Raw genomic sequence first — 22,320 nt, 5'->3', positions numbered from 1 at the left:
GCCACGGACCCGCACGACTCACAGCCTCACCGCTCCGCTGCTGACCGCTGCGCAACGAGACAGGACCTGTGGAAGGAGACTTCATGAGTGACCTGACCTGGACTGAGATGCCAGAGGTCAACCCGGAGCAGCCCGATGAGCTCGTCCTGGACTTCTCCGGTGAGATCCACCGGGTCGCCTCCACGGACACCTTCGTCATCGGTCGAGGCGGTGACCTGGACATCGACGACAACCCCTACCTGCACCGCCGCTTCCTGGTCCTGGCCCACTCCGAGAATCTGTGGTGGATCGCCAACGAGGGCTCGCGGCTGTCGGCCACGCTGACCGACGGCGAGGGGCTGGTCCAGTCGCGCCTGGCCCCGGGGGCCCGGATTCCCCTGGTCTTCCCCCGGGTCATCCTCACCTTCTCCGCCGGCCCGACCACCTACGAGATCAACCTCGTCACCTCCGGGGAGGACCACTTCTCCGGGATCGACGGCGTGCGCCAGTCCTCGGGGCAGACCACCATCGGGGTCACCCCGATGACCCGTTCCCAGCTGCTGCTCGTCCTGGCGCTGTCCGAGCCGGTGCTCAAGCGGGCGGGGACCGGAGCCGCCGAGATCCCCTCCTCCGCGGCCGCCGCGGCACGCCTGGGCTGGCCACTGACCAAGTTCAACCGCAAGCTGGACAACGTCTGCGAGAAGCTCGACCGGGTGGGGGTGCGCGGGCTGCGCGGCGGGCGCGTGGCGGGAGCCGCCTCCAACCGGCGCACCGCGCTGGTGGAGCACGCCGTGTCCACCCTCATGGTCACCGCCGAGGACCTTTACATGCTTGATGAGGAGCAGGCCGCCAACCAGGCGCCTGCGGACCAGACGGTCGAGCGCTCGGCGACCACCGCTCCAGTGGCTCAGAGCTCACCGACGGCGTTGAAGCGATGACGGACGATGACATGGCTCGCGGTGCGATGAGAAACCTGAGAGGTCGAGGAGGCTGGGCCGACGCCGAGGTGTCCGGCCGGCAGGGACCGGGGGGCGAGGACAGCTCCGCCGAGGGCACCTTCTTCGAAGAGGTCCTGACGGGCGATCCCGAGGACGACGACACGTCGGAAGGCGTCCGACGCCGTCCTGCTCGGCAGCGTCGTGCCAGACGCTGGGTGGTGGTGCTCCTGGTGCTCGTCGTCGTCCTGACTGCCGGGGCCGTCGGAGCGGAGTACCTCGTGCGCGCGCAGATCGACTCCGCGGTGCGCTCCGCGCTGCCCGGGCTCAGCTCGGACGCGAGGATCGCCACGAAGGGCATCGTCCTGACCCAGCTCGCCGGCGGCTCCCTGGACAGCCTGTCGGTGGACTCCAAGGTCTTGGAGATCACCTCCAAGGGCCAGGGCGGCGCCAAGGTCGCGCTCAGCGACGTCGACGTCGACCTCAGCCGCATCCGCCTGCGCAGTCCCTACCCGACGGACACGGTGACGGCTGCTGGCACCATCAGCTGGAAGCAGCTCACCGAGCTCGCTGCCAGAAAGCACCCGAATATGCAGGGCATGACTCTTCAGGCCAAGCGGACGGGAACGAGCGCCCAGCAGCCCGGAGCCATCAATGCCTCGGCCTCCCTGCTCGGCATGAGCGGCGAGGCGGAGATCGTGCCGTCGATCAAGGAGGACGGCAGCCTGGTGCTCACCATCACCTCCACACGGATGGGGGGCGAACAGAACGGGGTCGACGTCGGCACGAGTGAGAGCAGCCTGCTCGGCTACGTCGGCCTGGACTCCCCGGAGATCACCATCCCGGCCGAGTCCCTTCCCCAGGGGCTGCGCCCGACCAGCGCGATCGTCACCAATGACGGACTGCGGCTGTCCCTGACCGGCAGCGGGGTGAACCTCGGCCAGCTCTGAGCCGGGGCGCGACTCGATCACGATCCGTCTCACATTTTCGCTCGATCCATGCTATAGCAGCGAAAGGTTGAGACTGTTCCGAGGCACTGGGGAGGACTTTCCATCCGCGGATGCCCCAGCCGGCGTCGCCTCGTATAGCCTGCCGATGCGTTGCCCTTCCGATCGTGAACACGGCGCGAGGAATCCAGTAAGGACCGATCAAGGAGAACCATGAGCATGCAGCCCGAGCACCGTGCCCAGCCCGGCGGCCAGCCGGACGGGTGGCGCAGCGGCCAGCCGACTGGTCAGTCGTACGGTGGGGCGGCCGGCGGTCCCGCCGGGCAGGCCGGTCCCGCCATGGTTCAGCCGCCGTCGGTTCCTCCCCATATCGACCCGCAGACCTCCGGCGTCCCGGCATCCGCCCTGGCGCCGTCCTCGACCACCTCCTCGTCCAGGGTGACGGTTCCCGGCTACCCCTCCGGTCCAGCGGCCCCGGCGGAGGAGGGCACCGACACCGGCCCCCTGCCCTCCCGTGAGGCGCTGCGCCGCGAGGCCCGCGCCGCCTCCAGTCGCCGTGGCGCCGGGGACGCCGACGTCGAGCGCGCCGGCACGCTGCTGAAGTCCGTGGCCGATATCTTCTCCCAGCGCGTCGTCGGCCAGGAGCAGCTGCGCACGGCGCTGGTCACGGCCCTCATGTCCAGCGGACACATCCTGCTGGAGTCCGTGCCCGGCCTGGCCAAGACCACCGCCGCCCAGACGCTGGCCTCCGCCGTCTCCGGCTCCTTCCGCCGCATCCAGTGCACGCCCGACCTCATGCCCAACGACATCGTGGGTACCCAGATCCTCAACTCCTCCACCGGCGAGATGACCACCCAGCTGGGGCCGGTCCACGCCAACATCGTCCTGCTCGACGAGATCAACCGCTCCAGCGCCAAGACCCAGTCGGCCATGCTCGAGGCCATGCAGGAGCGCCAGACCTCCATCGGCGGCGTCGTCTACCCGCTGCCCCACCCCTTCATGGTCCTGGCCACCCAGAACCCCATCGAGGAGGAGGGCACCTACGTCCTGCCCGAGGCGCAGATGGACCGCTTCCTCATGAAGGAGGTCCTCACCTATCCGCGGCCCTCAGAGGAGGCCGACGTCCTGGACCGCATCTCCAACGGCAGCTTCGACCGGCCCGTGACCGGGCGTCCCATCTCCACCGACGACGTCGAATGGCTCCAGCGGGCCGCCGAGCGGGTCTACGTCGACCCGGTCATCAAGCAGTACATCGTCGCCCTCATCAACACCTCCCGCGGCGGGGGCCCGCGGCCCGTGCCCGGCCTGGACCGGCAGGTGCGTGTGGGAGCCTCCCCGCGCGGAGGCATCGCACTCATGAAGGTGGCCCAGGCCGTCGCCCTCCAGGAGGGGCGCACCTACGTCATCCCCGACGACGTCCGCCTGCTGCGCCACGGGGTGCTGCGCCACCGGCTGGTGCTCACCTACGACGCCTTGGCCGACGGCGTCGCCCCCGAGGCGATCATCGACGCCATCTTCGCCGCCGTCCCCACCCCATGACTCCGGCGGGGAACTGCTGAGCGATGAGTATGGAGCCACCTGACGCCCTCGGAGCGCCCCGGAGTGAACCGGGGGCCGAGGCACCCGAGCCCGGTGGACGGCGCGGCGCGAGGATCGAGCGCCTGCGCGCGGCCCTGTCCCTGCCAACCCTGCGGCGGGCCACCGGGCTGCTCGACGGACGCCACAAGTCGGTCTTCGTCGGGCGCGGGCAGGACTTCGACGACATGTCCTTCTACCGGCCCGGGGACGACATCTCCGACATCGACTGGAAGTCCTCGGCCCGACTGGGCCAGCCGGTCATCAAGCGCTACCAGCGCGAGTCCATGATGCCGCTGGTCCTGGCCGTGGACACGGGCCGGACCATGGCCGCGATGGCACCCTTGGGGGAGGACAAGCGCGACCTGGCCCTGGGGGTCGCCGAGGTCTTCGCCTACCTGGCCCGGATGCGCGGCGACTCCGTGGCGCTCGTGGCCGGGGACGCCGGTCGTATGATCTCGCGGCCGGCGCGCTCGGGTGCCAAGCATGTCGAGACCCTGCTGACCCTGCTGGCCCGTACCTTCGAGGGCCTCGACGTGCCCGTCGCCGGGGCGCCCGAAGGCTTCTTCGAGCTGGCTCCCGGAGCCCCGCCCTCCAGCCTGCCCCGACTCATGGAGCGGGTGAGCACCTGGCACCGCCGTCGCAGCCTGGTGGTGCTCATCACCGACACCGCCCACCCCGAGCCCGACGCCGCGACCTGGCTGCGACGCCTGTCGATCCAGCACGAGGTGATCGTCGTCCAGATCGAGGACGACGACCCGCTGCGTCCCGAGGCCGGTCGCGGGCAGGACATCGACCTGCCGGTGGAGATCCCCTCCTTCCTGCGCTCCGACAAGTACCTGGCCGCCCAGGCCGCCGTGGTGCGCGACCAGTGGCGAGCCGGCGTCGAGCAGGTGCTCGACGCCCGGCACCTGGAGTACGGCGTCGTCTCCTCCGAGGAGACCCTCATCGACTCCATCGCCGAGCTCCTCCAGCGCGAGCGCGCCGCGGTGGCCCGAGGGAGGCGATGAGCGGTGCAGATACTGCCCCCGGTTCTCATGCCGGTGTGGATGATCGTCGTCATGATCGTCGGAGTCCTCCTGGTGAGCGCCTGGCTGCTGCGCACCTTCCTGGTGACCCGCCGGGACACCTCACGCGAGGTCGGCGACATCCCGATGGCGCCTCGCGAGCGCCGTCAGTGGGGCGAGCGCCTGGAGGAGATCTCCCGGCGCTGGGACGGCGGCGAGCTGGACCTGCGTGAGCTGCACCTGGAGCTGGCGGCGCTGCTGCGCGGCTTCGCCGAGGCCCGCAGCGGCGAGGAGATCACGACCGCCACGGTCTCAGAGATCCTCGACATGGCCGCCACATCCGGCCCGCGCTCGGTGGAGGAGCGTCGGCGCAGCGTGCGCGAGGCGGGCCACCCCCTGGACACCAACCCGCTGGGACACGTCGGTGAGCTGCTCGCCGTGTGGGAGCAGCCCTCCTTCGACCGTGAGCCGCAGGCCGCCGCGCAAGAGGCCCTCACCCATGCACGGGAGGTGGTCACCCAATGGTGATGCTCTGGCTGTTCTGGATCCTCCTCGCCATCGCCGTGGTGGCGATCACCGCGGTCCTCATCGTCGACCGGCGCTCCGGCGGAGCCCCCACCGGTGCGGACCGCAAGCGCTCGCGGCTGCCCTGGATCCACTGGACGACGCCGCAGGTCGCCGAGCCGCCGCGGCGTCTGGCCAACTCGGCGAGCCTGTTCCAGCTCCCGGCAGTGCGCGCCCGCATCAGGGCCCAGCGCTGGCTGCACGCCGGTCTGGCGGTCCTGCTGGTCGTGTGCCTGCTGAGCGCCTCCGCCGTCGCCGGTCGTCCCGTGCGCGTCACCGAGCGCTCCGACGCCCTGGCCAACCGCGACATCGTCCTGTGCCTGGACGTGTCGACGTCGATGATCAACATCGACGCCTCCGTCCTCAAGACCTTCTCTGAGATCCTGGAGGACTTCGACGGCGAGCGCGTGGGGCTGGTGGCCTGGAACTCCGCGGCCCAGACCATCGTGCCGCTCACGGACGACTACGAGCTGCTGCGCGAGCAGATGGACGATCTGAGCGACGTCCTGGACATCGACCCCGACAACCCGACCTACAGGCAGGCGCTCAGGTACGGCGAGGCCCTCAGCGGGACCCAGAACAAGAGCATCAACGGCTCCTCCCTGGCCGGTGACGGACTGGCGTCCTGCGCGCAGGCCTTCGACAACCAGGGCCTGGAGCGCTCCCGCTCCATCATCTTCGCCACCGACAACCAGGTCATCGACCCCGACAAGGAGCAGATCTACACGCTTCCGGACGCGGCGAACCTCCTGGCCGAGCGCAAGATCCGCCTGTTCTCCATCTACGGCGCCGACGACGAGCAGTCCTCCAAGTACCAGCTCGACCAGACTCCCGAGGAGTCCCGCGAGGAGCTCAAGACCGTCACCGAGGAGCAGGGCAGGGGCCGCTTCTACGACGTCGAGGACTCCGGCACCGGGGGGCAGATCGTCAAGGAGCTGGAGAAGACCGAGGTCAACGCGCTCGGGGGGCGCAAGCAGACCCGGCGCACCGACACCCCCCAGGCCCTCGTCATCGCCCTGTCCGTCGTGATCATGGCCTACCTGGGGCTGACCACCTGGAGGCGAGCATGAGACCAGTTCCCGTCATCGGAGACTTCGCGTTCATCCCGGTCACCTGGTGGATCCTCGTAGTGCTCATGGCCGCCGCCATGGCGGCCCTGCTCGTGGTGTCCCGACGCCGCCTGCGCCGTGACGCCGCCGAGCCGGCCGCCTGGAGGGCGTGGTGGCGGCGCCTGGCCATCGTCGTCGTCGTCGTGCTGGCGATGGCGGGACCGGCGATCCGCGGCAGCGAGGCCATCAGCGTCTCCAACGTGGAGATCTACATGGTGGTGGACCGCACCGGGTCCATGGCCGCGGAGGACTACCAGGGCAAGGGCCCCGACGGTACCGACCCGGCCGCCTCCACCCGCCTGGACGGGGTGCGCTCGGACATGCGCGCGGTGCGCGACGCCTTCCCCGACTCGCGGTTCTCCATCATCGCCCTGGACAACGCCGCGGCCACGGAGCTGCCGCTGACCCACGACACCAACGCCGTCGACTCCTGGATCGGATCGCTCAAGCAGGAGGTCACGGGCCACGCCACCGGCTCCTCGCTGGAGGTGGCGCTGCCCATGCTGGCCCAGTCCCTGGCCCAGTCCCACGAGTCCGAGTCCAAGGACATCCGCCTCGTCTACATCTTCTCCGACGGCGAGGCCACCGACGACGGACGCGGCGCGCAGGCCGCCGACAGCGCCGGCATCTCCTGGCAGTCGCTGGCCGGCGTCGTCGACGGCGGCGCGGTGCTGGGCTACGGCACTGCCGAGGGCGGCCAGATGCGCAGCTACGACGGCTCCGACGCCACTGGTGAGCACACCCAGTCCGACTACATCGCCGACGGGGAGGGCGGCCGGCCCGGGGTGTCGAAGATCGACGAGGACGAGCTCCAGAGCGTGGCCAAGGCCATGGGGCTTCCCTACTTCCACCGCACCGGCGGATCTGGCGACGACCCGACGAGCAAGTTCACCGACCTGGACATCAAGGCCATCACCTCCGACGGACGCACCAAGACCAACGCCCGGGTGTACCTGACCTGGCCCCTGGGTCTCATCGCCTTCGGCCTGCTGCTGTGGGAGATCATCGACCTCATCCGAGCCGATAGCCGCCTGCGTCTTCTCGCGGGAAGGGGGAGACGATGACGACACCGGGGAACAACCCGCCCGAGGCCTTCCCCCGGGGGCAGGGCGAGGGCCCGCCGGTCTCCGCCTACGGCCCCGAGGCGCCGGGGGCGGCCGGCGCTGACGCGGTGCCCAACTACCTCCAGGAGCCGGACGCGAGCACCTCCGAGGGCGCGTCCGCCCAGGACCCCTCCGAGCCAGAGGACCCCCGACGCCGCAGGGCCCGCCTGCTCCGGCGCCGTCGGCTGCTCAGGATCGGCGCGGTTCCGGCCGTGCTGGCCACCATCGTCTCCCTGTGGCTCGGCTCGATCTTCCTCATCTCACTGGCCGGCAACCGGGCCGTGGCCGCCGGCCACTACGACACGGCCCTGTCCCGCTACCGCCTGGTGGCCAGGATCAATCCCTGGATGGAGCAGTGGCGCGTCTACTTCAACCTCGGGACCGGCCAGCTCGCTGCCAAGGACCCGACCTCCGCGGTCACCAGCCTCAACCGGGCCCTCACCAAGGTCCCCGCCGCAGGGTCCGACCCCCAGACGAAGGTCAAGCAGGCCGGCTCCCCGGAGTGCACGGTTCGCACCAACCTGTACGTCGCGCACCTCACCCTGGCCGCCCAGGCTCAGGAGGGAGGCAATTCCACCGCGGTGACCGAGCACATCGAGGCTGCCAAGAAGGCCGCCGACACCTGCGAGGTACCGCCCCCACCCGAGCAGAACCCCTCGCAGAGCCCGACCCCGTCGCAGAATCCCAGCTCGGATCCCAGCGCGACGCCCAGCTCGGACCCGTCGGCCAGCTCCTCCAGCGACACGAGCTCGACGCCCAGCTCCGATCCGTCGGCGACGCCGAGCTCGGACCCGTCGTCGTCGGCCTCGAGCTCCCCGGGCGAGAGCGCCTCCAGCTCGCCCAGCACCCAGCCGACCCCGACCCCGGCCGACGACCGGGCCCAGCGTCTGCGCGACCGCAACAACGGCAGCTCGGGGACCACCGCGAAACCCAATGGCGGCGGCAACGGGGGGAAGCCCTGGTGAGCGGCACCGACGCGGTGGGCGCCTCCCGGCTCGTCGTGGCGGCCGCGGTCCTGGACCACCTGGAGCGCCCGACGGCGCTGCTGTGTGCCGCCCGCTCCTACCCGCCCGAGCACGCCGGGCAGTTCGAGCTGCCCGGCGGCAAGGTCGAGCCCGCGGAGCGGCCCAGGCAGGCCCTGGCCCGCGAGCTGGACGAGGAGATCGGCCTGAGAGCGCGACTGGGGCCCGAGCTCGTCCCACCGAGCGACCTGGCCGTTCCCGCCCCGCCGGACGCCTCACTCGGCGACGACGCCGTGGCCTGGCCGGCCATGCACGGTTTCCGGATGCGCGTGTGGCTCGCCGAGCCCGCCCGGCCCGGGGACCGCGGGCGGGCGGGCGCCGACCACCAGAGGCTGGAGTGGGTGAGCCTCGATCCGCCCGACCAACTGCGCCGGCTACCCTGGCTTCCCGCGGACCTGCCGATCATCGACGCGCTCGTGACGACGCTGGGGCGCTGAGGCGTGCGGCTGGCCCGTTGGTCCTGTGGTCCTGCGACCCGCCAGGACGCCGTCGGCGCGTCGGTTTCCTGACACTTCTAGCCTCCTCGTCATCTCACGGGTTAGGGTGACCTCATGCCGAAGATCCTGGGTTCCTCACTGGCCGAGCACCGCGAGCGCACGCGCACGGCGCTGTTCCAAGCGCTCTCCGAGCTCATGAGCCAACGCAGCTTCGACAAGATCACCCTGTCCGACGTCGCCAATCATGCGGGCGTGGGACGCACGGCCGTCTACAACCACTTCGTGGACAAGGAGGACCTCCTCCTGGCCTTCATGGAGCATGAGGCCGGCCGCTACGCCGAGGAGCTCTCCCGGGCGCTGGCCGGGACCGAGGACCCGATCGACCGCCTGCGCATCTACGTGCGCCAGCAGGCCCTCATCGCCCGCCACTTCCACTTCCCGACGTCGGGGCCGCTGGCCGACTCCGTCTCGCGCGGGACGGCCGGCCGCCTGCGCGCCCACGGCGCCCTCCTGTCGCAGATGCTCTCCTCGATCCTCACCGACGCCATGGAGCAGGGGCTCATTCCCGCCCAGGAGCCCGAGCAGGTCATCCCCCTCATCCACGCCACCGTCATGGGCGGGCGCCCGACCCCCACGGAGCCGGAGCGGCGTCGGGCCTACCTGGACTCCCTGGACGCCTTCGTGCTGCGCGCGGTGGGGGCCCGCCGGCCCGCGCACGCCGTCCCGACCATCCAGAGCCCCCATGCCACTGAGCCGTTGGAGGGGACCGGTCACCACGGTTCGCTTCGTCACAGCGCCGTTGGCTGACAGCGTGCACCGGGGGCTGCCGCGGGCACGGGTGGGCCTGGCAGACTTCCGTTCGTGAATCTGAGCTGGACTGAGACCTGGAACGATCTGCTGGCGCGCGCCTCGGGCGTCGTCGGTCTGGACCCCGGCGTGCTGTGGCCGGCGCTGGCGATCCTCATCATCGTCCTGGCCTGGGGCCCCGCCCGGCGCTGGGGCCGCACCCTGGTGACGATCGTCCATGAGGCAGGCCACGCCGCTGTCGGCCTCATGGTGGGGCGGCGCTTCCTCGGCTTCGTCGTGAGCCGGGACCTGTCCGGGCACGCCGTGACCGCCGGTAAGTCGACCGGACCCGGCCGGGTGGCCACTTCCTGGGCCGGCTACCCCGCCCCCGCGATCCTGGGCACCGTCGTCGTGCTTCTGGCGCTCCACGGCTGGGCGAGCGCGGTCCTGCTGCTCGGGCTGGTCATCCTGGCGGTCCTGCTGGTCATGTCCCGTTCGGTGCGCACGGTCCTCCTCGTGCTGCTGGTGGCGGCCCTGACCGGGGCGCTGTGGTGGTGGGGCGGATCGTGGCGTGACGGCGTCGTGGCCGGGGTCGGGCTGGCCCTCATCGTCGGCGCCTGGGACTCCCTGCGCGACGTCGCCGCCTCACGTGACCCGCAGCAGGATCACCGCACGCTGGCCCAGCTGACCGGCGTCCCGGCCGGAGTGTGGCTGGCCACCTGGTTCCTCGTGGACGCAGCGGCCACCGGCGTCGTCGTGCTGGCGGTGCGCGATCTCCTGTGAGGCGGGGTCGGCGCCCGGTGAGGGGAGTTGCGGTCGGGCCGGCCCGAGGGTCGGGGAGGGGCGCCAACATGGCCTACGCTTCGTCCTGGCGCCGCCGAGCCCCACGGGCCCGCCCGCCGTCCCCACCCGACGTCGATCGCCACGTGCTCCTGCGCGCAGCCGCGGCCCGGGCTCACCCCGCTCCCGGATGCTCCGGGATTCCCTCAAGGAGAACACATGATGCTGACCCGCCGGACGCTTGGCCTGACCACTCTGGGACTGGCTGTCTCGGCCACACTCGCCGCCTGCTCCTCCACCTCCCAGGATGAGGTCACCGAGGAGGGAAAGTTGGCTCTCATCGTCTCCGACGCGGGTGAGGCCGCCTCGGAGGAACTGTCCAAGGCGGTGCAGGCCTTCACCAAGGAGACCAAGGTGGAGGTGGACGTCAAGACCGTCTCCGACATCTCCCAGGAGCTCGCCCGCGGGATCACCGCCAACCCGACCGTCGACGTCGTCACCCTCAGTCCCGCGCAGTTGACCAGCTACGCCGGCTCCCTGCACGCCTGGGAGAAGGACTCGGCCGCCGTGAAGGACGCGCACCCCGCCCTGCTGACGAGCGCCACCAGGCAGGGCAGGATCAGCGCGGCGCCCAGGGACGTCTCCACCCTCGCCCTGTTCATCAACACCTCGCTGTGGTCGGCGGCGGGCCTGAGCGAGGCCAACTACCCCATCACCTGGGACCAGCTCGGCCAGGTGGCCGCCACGCTCACGACCGACGGCGTCGTCGGACTGGCCCTGGACGCCTCCTACGAGCGCGTGGGCGCCTTCCTGGTCCAGGGCGGCGGAGGACTGACCAGTGCCGACGGCGCGCAGGCGACCGCCTCCTCCGAGGGATCCATCGCGGGACTGACCGAGGTCAAGAACCTCCTGTCCTCCGGTTCGGCCGGCTGGGGCGCGGACCTGCCCGCCGGGTCGGCCGCGGACGCCTTCGGAGAAGGGCAGGCCGCCATGGTGGTGGAGTCCGAGGCTCTGGTGAAGACCCTGGCGGATGTCTACTCGGGCGTCTCCTACACGGTCGTCGAGCTGCCGGCCGGCAGCGGCGGCAAGGGGACCCTGCAGTTCCCCACCTTCTACGGCGTGGTCGAGGCCTCCAAGCACAAGGCCGACGCCGTCCGGCTCGTCGAGTACCTCACGGCCGCCGAGCGGCAGGTGGCCCTGGCCGCCGCGGCGGGCACCGTGCCCGCCGGCAAGCCGGCCGGTGAGACCTGGAAGGGCGAGCACGCCGACCAGGCGGCCTTCCTGGCCGGCGTCGAGTACTCCCAGGCGGTGCCGTCCGCGGCAGGAGTCGCTGACGTCATCGCCGCCTTCGACAACGAGCTGCCGGGGCTGGCCGGGGGCGACCCCGCCGGCATCCTGAACAGCGCGCAGGTGAACCTGCAGGCCGTCCTGTCCTGATGTCGCGGGGCGGCACCGGCGGATGACGTCGGAGCCGCCCCGGAGGAGGGGAGCGGCGGCCGGGTCGAGCAGCAACGAGGGCGGTCAGGACGGATATAGGCCTGAGGGCGGGTGCACATCCTGGGAGCCTGGGTGCAATACTGAAATGACGCATTGTGGCCCCGGGGTCTGGTGCGATTCCCGGGGCCGCGTGGTCAGGGTGTGAGGAGGCCGCCGAGGCTGTCGTGGTCCTTCTCGACGACATCGCGCTCAACCTGGACCTTGAACTCCTCAGAGTATTGTGACGCTGGCGTGGTCTCCGTCCTGTCGACTCGCGGGAGGAAGAGCTCCCCAGTCCGACAAGCACCACGCACCCCACCCGGAAGCCCTGGCCTTCTATGGCTCGGTCGTGATGACGGCTTCGTGGTGGACTGGGAAGTTCACTGATCGGGCGATGAAGCAGTACTCGGCGGCTCGGTCGTGCAGTGCGGCTGCACGTTCAGGATCACTGTCGGGAGCAATGGTCACTGCGGGGTGAAGGGTTGCTGAAGCGAACTCCCCAACTCCGCCTGGGTGCTCGACCATGATGCCGGTAGGGGTGTCCGAGTAGGCGGTGACGGTGACGCCCGCGTCTGCTGCGAGGTGGAGGTACCACAGCATGTGGCACTGCGAGAGCGAGGCGAGCAGGAGCTGTTCCGGGTTCCACCTGTCAGCGTCCCCTCGGAACGCAGGATCTGCCGATCCGTGGATCACCGGCAGGTCGGCGGTGGTTCCCCGGACATCATGGTCGCGCGAGTAGGCGCGGTATCCAGACGTGCCCGTACCCAGGTTGCCTGTCCACTCCACGCACACGGAATATTCGTGATCTGGCACACAAAAAGCATAGAGATGAGCCGCCGAGCCGTCCAGGGGTCGGCGAAGTCGGTGGGTGAGAGTGTCTGGGTCGGTTTGACGGGGGTGGCGTATCGCTGGGATGGGGGCGGGCCCCGTCATGACGATGAGTGGTGCTTCATCAATCCCTCGTCCCAAGGAGCCCGCACTGATGTCATCTTCCACCACGACCGCCCTGGAACAGCAAGAACGCCACCCCGGACACCTCCCGGCCAGGCCAGGAGACTTTGTGTCCAGAGTGACGTGCGGATGGAGCGGGTGACGGGAATCGAACCCGCGCTGTCAGCTTGGGAAGCTGAAGTTCTACCATTGAACTACACCCGCGTGGCACCAGTGGACGTGCGTCCCAGGTGCGTGCGGAAGTCTAACCCAGACTCCGGCCGTCTGCGCAAATCGATCTCAGGTGCGCCTCGCACACAGTGCCGGCAGGGAGCCGGCCCCGCAGCGGGCGAGTCCTGTCGGCGGTGTCCGGGGTCGTTACACTCGAGGGCGTTACCCAGATACCGCGACGCATGTGGTGACTACATGACTGATCCGACCAATCCCTACGATCCCACAGAGGCCCAGCCGGGCACGCCGGCGCTGCCGCCGGGCTCCTCCACTGGGGAGTACCCGCCCGATGCCGGTCAGCCCGGTTTCGGCGCGCAGCCGGGGTATGACCCACAGGGTGGCTACGGCCCCCAGCCGGGATACGGGCCCGAGGACGGGTATGGCGCACCACCCGGATACGGTCCTCCCGTCTACGGCCCCTACCCCGGTTACGGCCCGCCGGCCTACCGGGGCAAGTCCAAGGTCGCCGCCGGCATCCTGGCGCTGTTCCTCGGATCTTTCGGGATCCACAACTTCTACCTCGGCTACACGAACAAGGGGCTCATCCAGCTCCTGGGCTCGCTGCTCAGCTGTGGGATCCTGCTCTTTCCGATCGCCGTCTGGGCCTTCATCGAGGGAGTCCTCATCCTGATGGCCCACCCCGGCGAGCCGCCGTGGGGCGTCGACGCCCAGGGCATGCCGCTGAGCGACTGAGGACCGTCTCAGGGCTGACCGGAACCGTCTGGGACCGGTGAGCAGTTCTCGCCCGGTTCAGCAGTCCCCATCCGGGTGAGTGCGTGTGACGTCTCCGGCGTCATCGAGGACTCGGTATGTTCCCATGGACCTGGCACAATCGGGCCCGTGCTGCTCTCCGACCGCGATATCCGCACCGAGCTCGACGCGGGCCGGGTCGTCCTGGACCCCTGCGACCCCGAGATGATCCAGCCGGCCTCCATCGACGTGCGCCTGGACCGCTGGTTCCGCCTCTTCGACAACCACCGCTACCCGGTCATCGACCCCGCCGCCGACCAGGAGGGGCTGACCCACCTGGTCGATGTCGGGGCCGACGAGCCCTTCGTCCTGCACCCCGGCGAGTTCGTCCTGGGCGCCACCTACGAGCGCATCACCCTGCCCGACGACGTTGCCGCCCGCCTGGAGGGCAAATCGAGCCTGGGGCGCCTGGGCCTGCTGACCCACTCCACCGCGGGCTTCATCGACCCCGGCTTCACCGGGCACGTCACCCTGGAGCTGTCCAACACGGCCACCATGCCCATCAAGCTCTGGCCGGGGATGAAGGTGGGGCAGCTGTGCTTCTTCCGCCTGTCCGGCCCGGCCCAGGCCCCCTACGGCTCGGGCGCCACCGGCTCGCGCTACCAGGGGCAGCGCGGACCGACGGCCTCGCGCTCCCACCAGTCCTTCCACCGCACCCGTATCCCCGACGCCCCGGCGGCCCCCGCTGACGGCGCCGGCCCCGTCTCCCAGGAGAAGCACGTATGAGTGACTCGACCGACTTCGCCGTCTCCCTGCCCACCGACACCGGGACCTTCACGGCCTCCTCCATGCTGCCGGTCGGCCTGCTGGACACCAACCATGTCCTGCTGCTGGCCGACGACGTCGCCCCCGACGAGGTCGAGGCCCTGGCCCTGTCCCAGGACATCCAGGCCGGCTGGGTGGGGGTCTCCAGCCTCCAGCTCTTCCCCGGGGTCTCCCTGTTGGGGCCCTGGAAGGTCGACGCCGAGATGCGCCGCCTCCTCGGGGCGCCGGAGTGGACCACGCAGCTGATGATCCTGGACTGCCCCCGTATTCGCGCAGGTGCCCTGCCCTCGGAGCTGGCGGGCCTGGACCCGCTCTCCGACGCCTTCCCCAAGGCCCAGCCCACGGGGGCCGAGCTGGTGGCCCTCACCCGCCTGCGCGCCATCGCCCGGCGCCTGGCCGGAGCCCTGCGACTCATCCCCGGCGGGGATAAGGAGGACCCGGTCCTGGTCGAGCCCAGCCCCGAGGTCTCCGCCTCCCTGACCGTCTACGCCCCGGTGTGGCTCGGCCCGGACGACCTGGTGGCCGTCCTGAGGCCCGTGACCCCCGAGGTCACCACCGCTATGGAGGCCGTTCAGCCCCGAGGCGCCGTCGGACTGGATGCCATCGACCCCGAGCAGCTCGAGAGCCTCGTGGAGCGCATCGGCCCGGAGGTCTTCGAGAAGGCCTGGCGCGGCTCGGAGAAGGTTCGCCAGGACACGATGCGCCAGGAGATCGTCGCCGCCGCCACCGGCAACGTCATCGAGGAGCTGCGCGACGGCTACGCGGTCGTCGCACCGGTCGACTCCGAGCACGAGGGCTGGGGCCGCATCGAGGTGCGCGCCGGCGCCACCGACGGGCTGCCGCTGGCCGTGCGCGGAGAGCCGTGGGCGCGCGGGGCGGTCCTGTCCTACGACCTGCGCTGGATCCCTCAGGACCAGGCCGACGCCTACGCCGAGGTGGTCTCCCGCTCCCGGCGCCGCGAGCGTCAGACGGCCCGGGACCTGGTCGAGGAGCTCGCCACCGTCCTGGTCACCGCCGTCTCCGGGGTGGCCGTGGACGACGACGGCTTCCTCGTCTCCCTGGGCGAGGACGCTCAGGAGGCCTGAGAGGTCTCGGCAGGAGGTGGTGCGGGCGCCGCACGGCCCATGAAGGGGATCCGGCCGGAAGCGGCCCGCCGGACGGCGCCGACGGGTGACAAAGCTGCTCCGGCGTGTCCAGATCTGCGGCAAAGGGGTCGGGGCGCCTACTGACGCGGCCTCGAAGACTCGGGTCCGGGCCGGGGCCGCTCGGCCCCGGGCGTGGTGCGGGCCTTCAGACGCTCGGCGCCGACCTGCGCACGCCGGGCGTCCCAGTGCCAGCCGGTGAAGCGGCGAGCGTCGAGAAGCGCCTGGGCCCAGGCCACCGGATCCTCGCCGCGCTGCGCCCCCACCTCCAGGTAGTGGCGCAGCAGGCCGGCAGCGGCCAGGGCGTCGTCGAGCGCGTTGTGGTGGCGGCCGATCTCCACCCCGGCCACCTCGCAGCACGTGGTCAGCCGGCGCGACGGCGTCGTCATGAAGTGGCGCGCCCACTCCATCGTGCACACCCGCGGCACCCGGGCGCCGCGGTCCAGCAGTCCCCGGATCCCCAGCGCCTGGGTCAGGAAGCCGACGTCGAAGCGGGCGTTGTGGGCCACCACCGCCCGCCCGGCCAGGCCGGCCACCAGCAGGTCGGCGACGTCGTCGAGCCCGGGCGCCCCGCTGAGCTCCTCGGCGACGAGCCCGTGAATGTGGGTGGGGCCGACATCCACGCCCGCGCCGGGGTCGATGAGCGTGGACCAGCTGCGCTCGACCCGCCCGGCGGCGTCGGTGAGCACGAGCGCGATCTCCAGGATCGAGTCCGTCGTGGGGGACAGGCCCGTGGTCTCCAGGTCGACGACGGCGTAGCCGACACCGGCGGCCTCGGCCTGCTCGGCGGGTGCGGGATCGGCAGTTGCCTGTCCTGGAGCCATGGGGGAGCGGGGACGCAGCGGGCCTCGGTCGGCGGGCGGGCGGTGGTAGAAGGGCATCGCCCTGATCCTCTCTCGATCGGAGGCGATTCGCAGGGGCATGGTGCCCCATGTGCCGCCGGGCCGGTCCTGGTGGCCGCGAGCTCGCGGCCGCACCCTGCGGCACGCGGACGGCACCGGGGCCTCGGCCCCCGAGGCGTAAGGTACGAACGCGAGGGAGCACGACCTCCCGAGCCGAGACACGATCCTGGCCAGGAGGAGCGATGACCAGCCCAGACGTATCCCGGACGGAGCGCATGAGGGACGACGGCCCGGATGCCCTGCCCGCCCTGGCGGCCTTCCCCTTCCCGACCGCCCTCGTGGTGACCGGCACGCCTGCCACCGGTGACGGCGTGCTCCACGAGTCCGGCGACATCGACGAGGTCTTCCCCTTCGCCTCAGTCACCAAGCCGATCGTCGCCTGGTCCGCCCTGGTCGCCGTCGACCGGGGCCTGTTGGACCTGGAGGCCCCCGCGGGCGCGCCCGCTCCCGACGGCGCGACCATCGGGAACCTGCTGTCCCACTCCTCGGGGATCGCGGCCGACTCCGATGAGCACCTTGCCGCCCCGGGCGCGCGCCGCATCTACTCCAACCGCGGTTTCGAGATCCTGGGGGACCGGCTCGAGGAGGCCACCGGCACACCCCTGGAGACCTGGGTGGAGACCACGGTGCTCGAGCCCCTGGGGATGGCCAGCGTCCTCGTCCCCGGCTCGCCCGCGCATTCCGGGGAGGGCAGTGCCCGCGACCTGTCGCTGTTCGCCCGCGAGCTGGCCGCCCCGAGGCTCGTCTCGTCGGCGCTGGCGGAGCGGGCCTGTGCACCGGTCCTGCCCGGCCTCGACGGCGTCCTGCCCGGTTACGGGCGTCAGGCCCCCAACCCCTTCGGCCTGGGGGTGGAGGTGCGCGGAGCCAAGTCGCCGCACTGGACCGGTACGGGCAACAGCCCGCAGACCTTCGGGCACTTCGGCCAGTCCGGCTCCTTCATATGGGTGGATCCGGTCGCCGGGCGCCAGGCCGTCTTCCTGGGAGCTGAGCCCTTCGGGGCGGTTCATCGCAAGACGTGGCCCGCACTGGGCGACCAGATCCTGGCCTTGTAGGGGACTGCGCCGGCTACGGCCGCTTCCTCATCATTCGGCCTTGACGTTGAAGATGACGCCGGTGGTGGACTTGTCCTCCAGGAGAGGCTTCTCCTGTTTCTGAGTGATGGGCGTGAGAGTGAACTTCAAGGCGTTGACGTTCGCGACGTTGACGTCGAAGGCGTGCGCGTCGTTGAAGGGAACGTCGACCGTCTCGATCTCCTTGCCGTCGGCGAAGACCGCGACCCTCACAATGAGGTCGGAGCTCTCGGAGTCGTTGGCCTGACCCACGTTGAAGGTGACTTTCTGGAACTTGTTGGCCAGCCGCAGCTCGATCTCACCGTTGTGCAGCCAGTCGAGCTTGGTGCCGACTCCCATGGTGTTGGTGGTCGAGGCGATGTCGTAGCGCTTCTCCTCCCAGTTGCTGCTCGAATTGGGCTGCTGGAAGTCTGAGAGGCGGAGCTCGCGGCCCTTGCTGTTCTCCGGGGTGAGTCCGTTCGTGGTGGCATCCGCCGAGGCCGAGGGGTCGCCGGAGGCCGTGGCTGAGGCCGTGCTGGTGGGTGTGGCCGTGGCGGAGGCTGATGCTGACGCCGTGGCGCTCGGGGTGGTCGCCGCAGAGGCGGAGGCGGTCGTCGCCTCCGGGGCCGCGGAGGTGGACTCCGGGGCGGAAACGAAGGGCAGACTGCCGCAGGCGGCCAGGGACAGGACGGAGACGGGAATGAGGGCGATGACGGTTCGACGCATCGGAGAGAGTTGTGAGGAGCTCATGGCGCGAGAATAGCGACGCTGGTCAGTGAGTTCTGCTGTGAATCCGGAGTCTGACGCGACGGAAAGAGGGAATTATTTGGCTCCGACCGAATGGGATAATATATTTTATGGGTCGCATGAAGCGTTGACGTCATTGGTGGATCTGGGTGGTGGGGGTGATTTTAGGGGCCTGTCGCGGGCGCGTGTTTTAGGCCTCTTTGCCGGGATGGGGAGTATTCTCCTAGGGCTTTGGTCTTATTTGTCTGGATACTCACCGTCGTGGCTGACATGAGAATACGAATATCTTTCTTAAGTCGTTCCCATCATGATGGGGTTATTGCAGTGGCGATGTCGACCTACTCTCCGGGGTGAGGCAGCCATCTGAAGGCGAGGGTGCCCAGGCCCGCGCACAGGAGTACGGCCAGGGCCACGGCCAGGTGAAACCCGTCAACGAAGGCCTCCTTCGCCTGGTTGATGGCGGAGGAGGTCGCTCCGACGTCGAGCGTCTCCCCGAGAGTGGGAGCCACGCCGGGGCCGCGAAGACGGAACACGAAGGTCGCCGTCGAACCGAGCAGAGCGATGCCCAGAGCGTTCCCGACCTCGTTGGAGGTCTCGGCGATCGCACCGGCGGCTCCGGCCCGCTCTGTGGGAACAGCCCCGACGGCGGTGTCGGCCACCAGGGAGAAGGAGATCCCGTAGCCGAGCCCTGCGACGACGGTGGAGGTCATGAACCAGCCGACGCCTTCGGTGACACGAGTGGCCAGGAGCAGAGCGAGACCTGCCGCCATGGCGATATGGCAGGTGAGCAGTGCCCGGCGCTGCCCGATCCGGTCCGCCAGTGCGGGAGTCAGGACGCAGGTGGCTGTCAGGACGACCGCACCGGGAAGGGCCAGCAGGGCGGCGGCCAGGACGGACAGTCCCAGGACGGACTGCAGGTAGACGCCGCTCAGGTAGGCCGCTGCGGACCACACGACTAGGGAGATCACACCGGTAAGGATGGCGATGGTGAAGACCCGGCCCTTGAACAGGTCGACGTCGACCAGAGGGTGCTCCAGTCGGCGCTGTCTCATGAGGAACCAGGTCAGCAAGCCGGCCCCCGCAGCTGCTGATACAGCGACCAGAGGAGACGGGCCGTAGGCCGCCGCCCGCTTGACGGCGTAGACGGCTAGGAACATGCCCGAGGCGGACAGTCCGATGCTGGGGAGGTCGACAGTGCCGGGACGGGTGGCTCTCACCTCGCGCAGCACGAATGGCGCAGTGAGTAGAAAGATCGCGACGACGGGCAGGTTGATGAGAAACACTGAGCCCCAGAAGAAGCGGCTCAGCAGCAGTCCCCCGATGACAGGGCCGATGGCGAAGCCCGCGGCAAAGGTGGCCGCGAAGATCCCGATCGCCCGGGACCGCAGGCGGGGGCTGGCGAACAGCTCGCTGAGCACCGCGAGCCCGGAGGGCAGGAGCGTTGATCCTCCCAGGCCCATCATCGCGCGCGAGACGATCAGCCAGCCCGGGGACGCGGACAGGGCGGCCAGGGTCGAGCCGGCACCGAAAACGAGGGCGCCGCCGATCAGGAACCTCAGGCGCCCGTAGCGGTCTCCGAGGCTGCCGAAGGTGATGAGCAGCGAGCTGACGGCGAAACCGTAGATGTCAAGGATCCACAGCGCCTGATCGGCGCTGGGCCCCAGGGACCGGGTGATGGTGGGCATCGCCAGGAACAGCACCGAACCGTCCATGGAGACCAGCAGCACCGGGCCGAGCACCACGAGCAGACCGAGCCAGGCGCGTCGTGGGACATGGTCGACGTCGTCGAAGGAGCTGGATGCTGCGGGAGAGTGAGCCTGCGTATCCATGTTCATCATGCTCGGAGTTACCAATCCAGGCAGCCAGTTCCCTGGGGCGGGTACACCCGGCAGGGATAGGCGCGATAGTTGATGGGTGCCTACCCTGAGAAGGACATCGGCCAAGGATTACCTGCAAGTGGTGATGACGGGGAGGCAGCGTGGAGACAGTGGTGGCCGCGGCGGGGGTCTCCGGCGAGACGCTGGGAGCGTTCCTGAGGACTCGTCGAGACGGGGTGACCCCTCAGGCCCTCGGTTTGAGCTCGTACGGAACTCCTCGACGCGTCCCGGGGCTGCGGCGTGAGGAGCTGGCCCAGCTGGCCGGGCTGAGCGCGGGCTACTACACCCGCCTTGAGCAGGGGCAGGCGGGTCGCGTCTCCGCCCAGGTGCTTGATGCCCTGGCTCGGGTCCTTCATCTCGACGATACCGAGACGGCGCACCTGCACAACCTCGCCCGCGGTCCCGCCCTGTCCCGGCTGGAGACGCCGGATGAGGAGGAGCCCGGCTCCCATGTGCTCGCGTTGCTGCATGCGTTGGGCGAGAGTGTCCCGGCGATCCTGCTGGGGCGGCGAGGAGATGTGCTGGCCTGGAATCGGACCGGGCATGCTCTGCTGGCTCCGCACCTGGATGAAGACTCGCCGCGCGATCCTGACACCAGGCCATCCATTCCGCGGATGTTCTTCCTGGACCCCGTGCACCGCAGCCTGTACCGCAACTGGGACTACCTGGCGCGTATCCACGTGGGCTACCTGCGTCTGACCGCTGGCGCGCATCCCATGGACGCGCAGTTGGCCGGGCTCATCGGAGAGCTCGTCATGCACAGCCAGGTCTTCGCCGGGCTGTGGTCCTCCGGCGGAGTCGCCGACTGCACCACCGGCCCGATGGATCTGAGCCACCCGGATGTCGGCCGCGTGGATGTCGATTACCAGATCTGGCTTCAACCGGACAGTCCCGATCACCGTCTCGAGGTGTACACGCCTCGAGACGACTCCTCGCGCAAGGCGCTGAGTCTCCTTTCCGCCCAGGCCTCCTGCTAGCTCTGCTTGATGGGGAGGGAGGCGTTCTCCAGGTCGCGGACCGATGCGGTCAGCCTGTCGGTGCTCACCTGCACCTCTGCACGGCAGATGATGTGGTTGTCTCTGGTGTCCGGGGCTATTCGGATACTGCGGTCGACCGGGCGCCCGGAGAACTCCTCGTACTTCTTGAAGCAGTCGACGTCGATCGGTGCGTCGAAGAACTCCTCGGAGGCGTGCTCGGTATCGCAGGAGACCTGCTGTCCTTGACGGTTGAGGCACCGACGGAACTCGCCGCCGTCCTTGTAACCGTTGTGGTCATTGTCGACCGTCCAGATGTCCTTGAGTGAGACGCTCGGCATCCCGGACCGCTTCTCGACGACGCACAGGTCGTCCGTGTTCTCAAGGGGCTCGATGTCGATACCGGAGGCGAGGAGATCGATGCCGGGGACCCCGCCCATGTGGAGGACAAGCGCGCCCTCATCACAGGATGCGCCGTCTGGTTTGGCGAATACCTCCCGGGAGTGCGGCGAGCCGCACGGTGTCGGAGTGTCGCCGTCGTAGCAGCCCGACGCTGATGAGCCTGTTTGCGCGGAGCTCTCAGTCGTCGAGGCGGGGCGAGGTTCCGTGGCGGGTGAGGTGGGGAAGTGATCAGAAGGTGAGGGCTGGAGGGAGGTGGGCGAGGACTGCTCGGTCTGGAGGGAGTACGTCAGCCAGGCGATAGCAAGTGATGCGATGCCGATCACTGCGGTTAGCGCAATGTTGATAATGGTAGCCCTCACGCCTCGTTTGCTGTCTTTTGCCTGCTCGACAGTGGCGGCCCTGGACTCCTGTTCCGTGAAGAAGCGCGGTTCATCTGATGCGTGTTCGGCTTTGGATCTGAAGATCTTCATTCCGCCGGTTCCTGTTACTCGAGCCTCATGTCGAACATGACTCCGGTGATGGAGCCTGGCCCGTAGTGACTTTTTCCTTCCTGTGTCAGGGGAAGGAGGTCGATCCTTAGTGCATTGACGTTCGAGACGTCAACCTCGACCGGCTTAACTTCGTTGAAGGGGATGTCGATGAGCTGGTCGTTCTTGCCGTCTTTGTAGATACCTACTCGCAGGATGAGGTCTGAGGACTTTGAGGTATTCGCCTGTCCGGCTTTAAAGGTGAGCTTCCGGAATCGATTCTCCAGTCGGAGCTCGGCCTGCACGCCCTGGCTCCCCTCCAGGTCTGCTCCGATGCCGTTCGTGTCGCTAGTGGTGGCCACGT

General features: G+C 69.6%; 23 protein-coding genes and 1 tRNA gene. 17 read left to right on the top strand and 7 right to left on the bottom strand.

Annotated features, from left to right (window positions below; translation table 11 throughout):
- Window positions 1-83 precede the first annotated feature (83 nt).
- From BQ8008_RS09560 to BQ8008_RS09505, 12 genes are all read left to right on the top strand, one after another.
- Window positions 84-917, top strand: a complete 834-nt coding sequence (locus tag BQ8008_RS09560) for a hypothetical protein (RefSeq protein WP_108833808.1) — start codon at window positions 84-86, stop codon at window positions 915-917.
- Window positions 918-943: 26 nt separating this feature from the next.
- Window positions 944-1,864, top strand: coding sequence for an LmeA family phospholipid-binding protein (locus BQ8008_RS09555; protein ID WP_234415332.1), 921 nt, complete (start codon window positions 944-946; stop codon window positions 1,862-1,864).
- Between the two features lie 210 nt (window positions 1,865-2,074).
- The gene (locus BQ8008_RS09550; RefSeq protein ID WP_108833807.1) at window positions 2,075-3,400 is read left to right on the top strand and encodes an AAA family ATPase; all 1,326 of its coding nucleotides are present in this window, start codon (window positions 2,075-2,077) and stop codon (window positions 3,398-3,400) included.
- A gap of 23 nt (window positions 3,401-3,423) precedes the next feature.
- Window positions 3,424-4,446 (top strand): DUF58 domain-containing protein, encoded by a 1,023-nt coding sequence (locus BQ8008_RS09545; RefSeq protein ID WP_108833806.1) that lies wholly within the window; start codon window positions 3,424-3,426, stop codon window positions 4,444-4,446.
- 3 nt (window positions 4,447-4,449) lie between these two features.
- Entirely contained in the window at window positions 4,450-4,971 is a 522-nt protein-coding gene (locus BQ8008_RS09540; RefSeq protein WP_108833805.1) for an alpha-amylase, read from the top strand.
- Complete coding sequence (locus BQ8008_RS09535) at window positions 4,965-6,077, top strand: VWA domain-containing protein (RefSeq protein ID WP_108833804.1); 1,113 nt, start codon at window positions 4,965-4,967, stop codon at window positions 6,075-6,077. Before BQ8008_RS09540 ends, BQ8008_RS09535 begins: the two co-directional genes overlap by 7 nt.
- Window positions 6,074-7,180, top strand: coding sequence for a VWA domain-containing protein (locus BQ8008_RS09530; protein ID WP_108833803.1), 1,107 nt, complete (start codon window positions 6,074-6,076; stop codon window positions 7,178-7,180). Before BQ8008_RS09535 ends, BQ8008_RS09530 begins: the two co-directional genes overlap by 4 nt.
- Complete coding sequence (locus BQ8008_RS09525; RefSeq protein WP_108833802.1) at window positions 7,177-8,184, top strand: hypothetical protein; 1,008 nt, start codon at window positions 7,177-7,179, stop codon at window positions 8,182-8,184. The genes BQ8008_RS09530 and BQ8008_RS09525 overlap by 4 nt, the downstream gene beginning before the upstream one ends.
- Window positions 8,181-8,678, top strand: coding sequence for an NUDIX domain-containing protein (locus tag BQ8008_RS09520; RefSeq protein ID WP_108833801.1), 498 nt, complete (start codon window positions 8,181-8,183; stop codon window positions 8,676-8,678). The genes BQ8008_RS09525 and BQ8008_RS09520 overlap by 4 nt, the downstream gene beginning before the upstream one ends.
- Window positions 8,679-8,792: 114 nt before the next feature.
- Window positions 8,793-9,485 carry a TetR/AcrR family transcriptional regulator gene (locus BQ8008_RS09515; RefSeq protein ID WP_108833800.1) on the top strand — a complete coding sequence of 231 codons (693 nt, stop codon included), beginning with the start codon at window positions 8,793-8,795 and terminating at the stop codon, window positions 9,483-9,485.
- 54 nt (window positions 9,486-9,539) lie between these two features.
- Complete coding sequence (locus BQ8008_RS09510) at window positions 9,540-10,247, top strand: M50 family metallopeptidase (protein WP_108833799.1); 708 nt, start codon at window positions 9,540-9,542, stop codon at window positions 10,245-10,247.
- Window positions 10,248-10,463: 216 nt separating this feature from the next.
- Complete coding sequence (locus tag BQ8008_RS09505; protein WP_108833798.1) at window positions 10,464-11,681, top strand: sugar ABC transporter substrate-binding protein; 1,218 nt, start codon at window positions 10,464-10,466, stop codon at window positions 11,679-11,681.
- A gap of 375 nt (window positions 11,682-12,056) precedes the next feature.
- Here the strand turns inward: BQ8008_RS09505 and BQ8008_RS09500 are convergent, their stop codons facing one another.
- Together BQ8008_RS09500 and BQ8008_RS09495 are read right to left on the bottom strand one after the other, a co-directional pair.
- Window positions 12,057-12,533, bottom strand: coding sequence for an OsmC family protein (locus BQ8008_RS09500; protein WP_234415331.1), 477 nt, complete (start codon window positions 12,531-12,533; stop codon window positions 12,057-12,059).
- A gap of 268 nt (window positions 12,534-12,801) precedes the next feature.
- Window positions 12,802-12,875: transfer RNA gene (locus tag BQ8008_RS09495), tRNA-Gly, on the bottom strand.
- 201 nt (window positions 12,876-13,076) lie between these two features.
- Here BQ8008_RS09495 and BQ8008_RS09490 point away from each other — a divergent pair.
- The 3 genes from BQ8008_RS09490 (at window position 13,077) to BQ8008_RS09480 (ending at window position 15,481) form a co-directional block, all read left to right on the top strand.
- On the top strand, window positions 13,077-13,574 hold the full coding sequence (locus tag BQ8008_RS09490; protein ID WP_108833797.1) for a TM2 domain-containing protein: 498 nt from the start codon (window positions 13,077-13,079) through the stop codon (window positions 13,572-13,574).
- Between the two features lie 147 nt (window positions 13,575-13,721).
- Window positions 13,722-14,357, top strand: coding sequence for a dCTP deaminase (gene dcd / locus BQ8008_RS09485; RefSeq protein WP_108833796.1), 636 nt, complete (start codon window positions 13,722-13,724; stop codon window positions 14,355-14,357).
- Window positions 14,354-15,481 (top strand): hypothetical protein, encoded by a 1,128-nt coding sequence (locus BQ8008_RS09480; RefSeq protein ID WP_108833795.1) that lies wholly within the window; start codon window positions 14,354-14,356, stop codon window positions 15,479-15,481. The genes dcd and BQ8008_RS09480 overlap by 4 nt, the downstream gene beginning before the upstream one ends.
- Window positions 15,482-15,618: 137 nt before the next feature.
- Here the strand turns inward: BQ8008_RS09480 and BQ8008_RS09475 are convergent, their stop codons facing one another.
- Window positions 15,619-16,419 (bottom strand): 3'-5' exonuclease, encoded by an 801-nt coding sequence (locus BQ8008_RS09475; RefSeq protein WP_108833794.1) that lies wholly within the window; start codon window positions 16,417-16,419, stop codon window positions 15,619-15,621.
- Between the two features lie 203 nt (window positions 16,420-16,622).
- Between BQ8008_RS09475 and BQ8008_RS09470 the strand changes: the two genes are divergently transcribed.
- Entirely contained in the window at window positions 16,623-17,492 is an 870-nt protein-coding gene (locus BQ8008_RS09470) for a serine hydrolase domain-containing protein (RefSeq protein WP_108833793.1), read from the top strand.
- Window positions 17,493-17,522: 30 nt separating this feature from the next.
- Here BQ8008_RS09470 and BQ8008_RS09465 read toward each other — a convergent pair whose 3' ends face one another.
- Window positions 17,523-18,239 (bottom strand): NPCBM/NEW2 domain-containing protein, encoded by a 717-nt coding sequence (locus tag BQ8008_RS09465; protein ID WP_108833792.1) that lies wholly within the window; start codon window positions 18,237-18,239, stop codon window positions 17,523-17,525.
- A gap of 335 nt (window positions 18,240-18,574) precedes the next feature.
- Complete coding sequence (locus BQ8008_RS09460) at window positions 18,575-20,065, bottom strand: MFS transporter (RefSeq protein ID WP_108833791.1); 1,491 nt, start codon at window positions 20,063-20,065, stop codon at window positions 18,575-18,577.
- Between the two features lie 149 nt (window positions 20,066-20,214).
- On the opposite strand from BQ8008_RS09460, the gene BQ8008_RS09455 reads away from it, so the two are divergent.
- Window positions 20,215-21,090: a helix-turn-helix transcriptional regulator gene (locus BQ8008_RS09455; RefSeq protein WP_108833790.1), complete on the top strand. Its 876-nt coding sequence runs from the start codon at window positions 20,215-20,217 to the stop codon at window positions 21,088-21,090.
- Here the strand turns inward: BQ8008_RS09455 and BQ8008_RS13760 are convergent.
- Together BQ8008_RS13760 and BQ8008_RS13755 are read right to left on the bottom strand one after the other, a co-directional pair.
- On the bottom strand, window positions 21,087-21,812 hold the full coding sequence (locus BQ8008_RS13760; RefSeq protein WP_234415330.1) for a hypothetical protein: 726 nt from the start codon (window positions 21,810-21,812) through the stop codon (window positions 21,087-21,089). The two genes, BQ8008_RS09455 and BQ8008_RS13760, sit on opposite strands and share 4 nt — an antisense overlap.
- A 161-nt stretch (window positions 21,813-21,973) precedes the next feature.
- The gene (locus BQ8008_RS13755) at window positions 21,974-22,318 is read right to left on the bottom strand and encodes a hypothetical protein (protein WP_234415329.1); all 345 of its coding nucleotides are present in this window, start codon (window positions 22,316-22,318) and stop codon (window positions 21,974-21,976) included.
- Window positions 22,319-22,320: the final 2 nt, after the last annotated feature.

The sequence above is a fragment of the Actinomyces sp. Marseille-P3109 genome (genome assembly GCF_900323545.1).
GTDB lineage: Bacteria > Actinomycetota > Actinomycetes > Actinomycetales > Actinomycetaceae > Actinomyces.
This window is presented reverse-complemented; position numbering and strand designations above follow the sequence as displayed.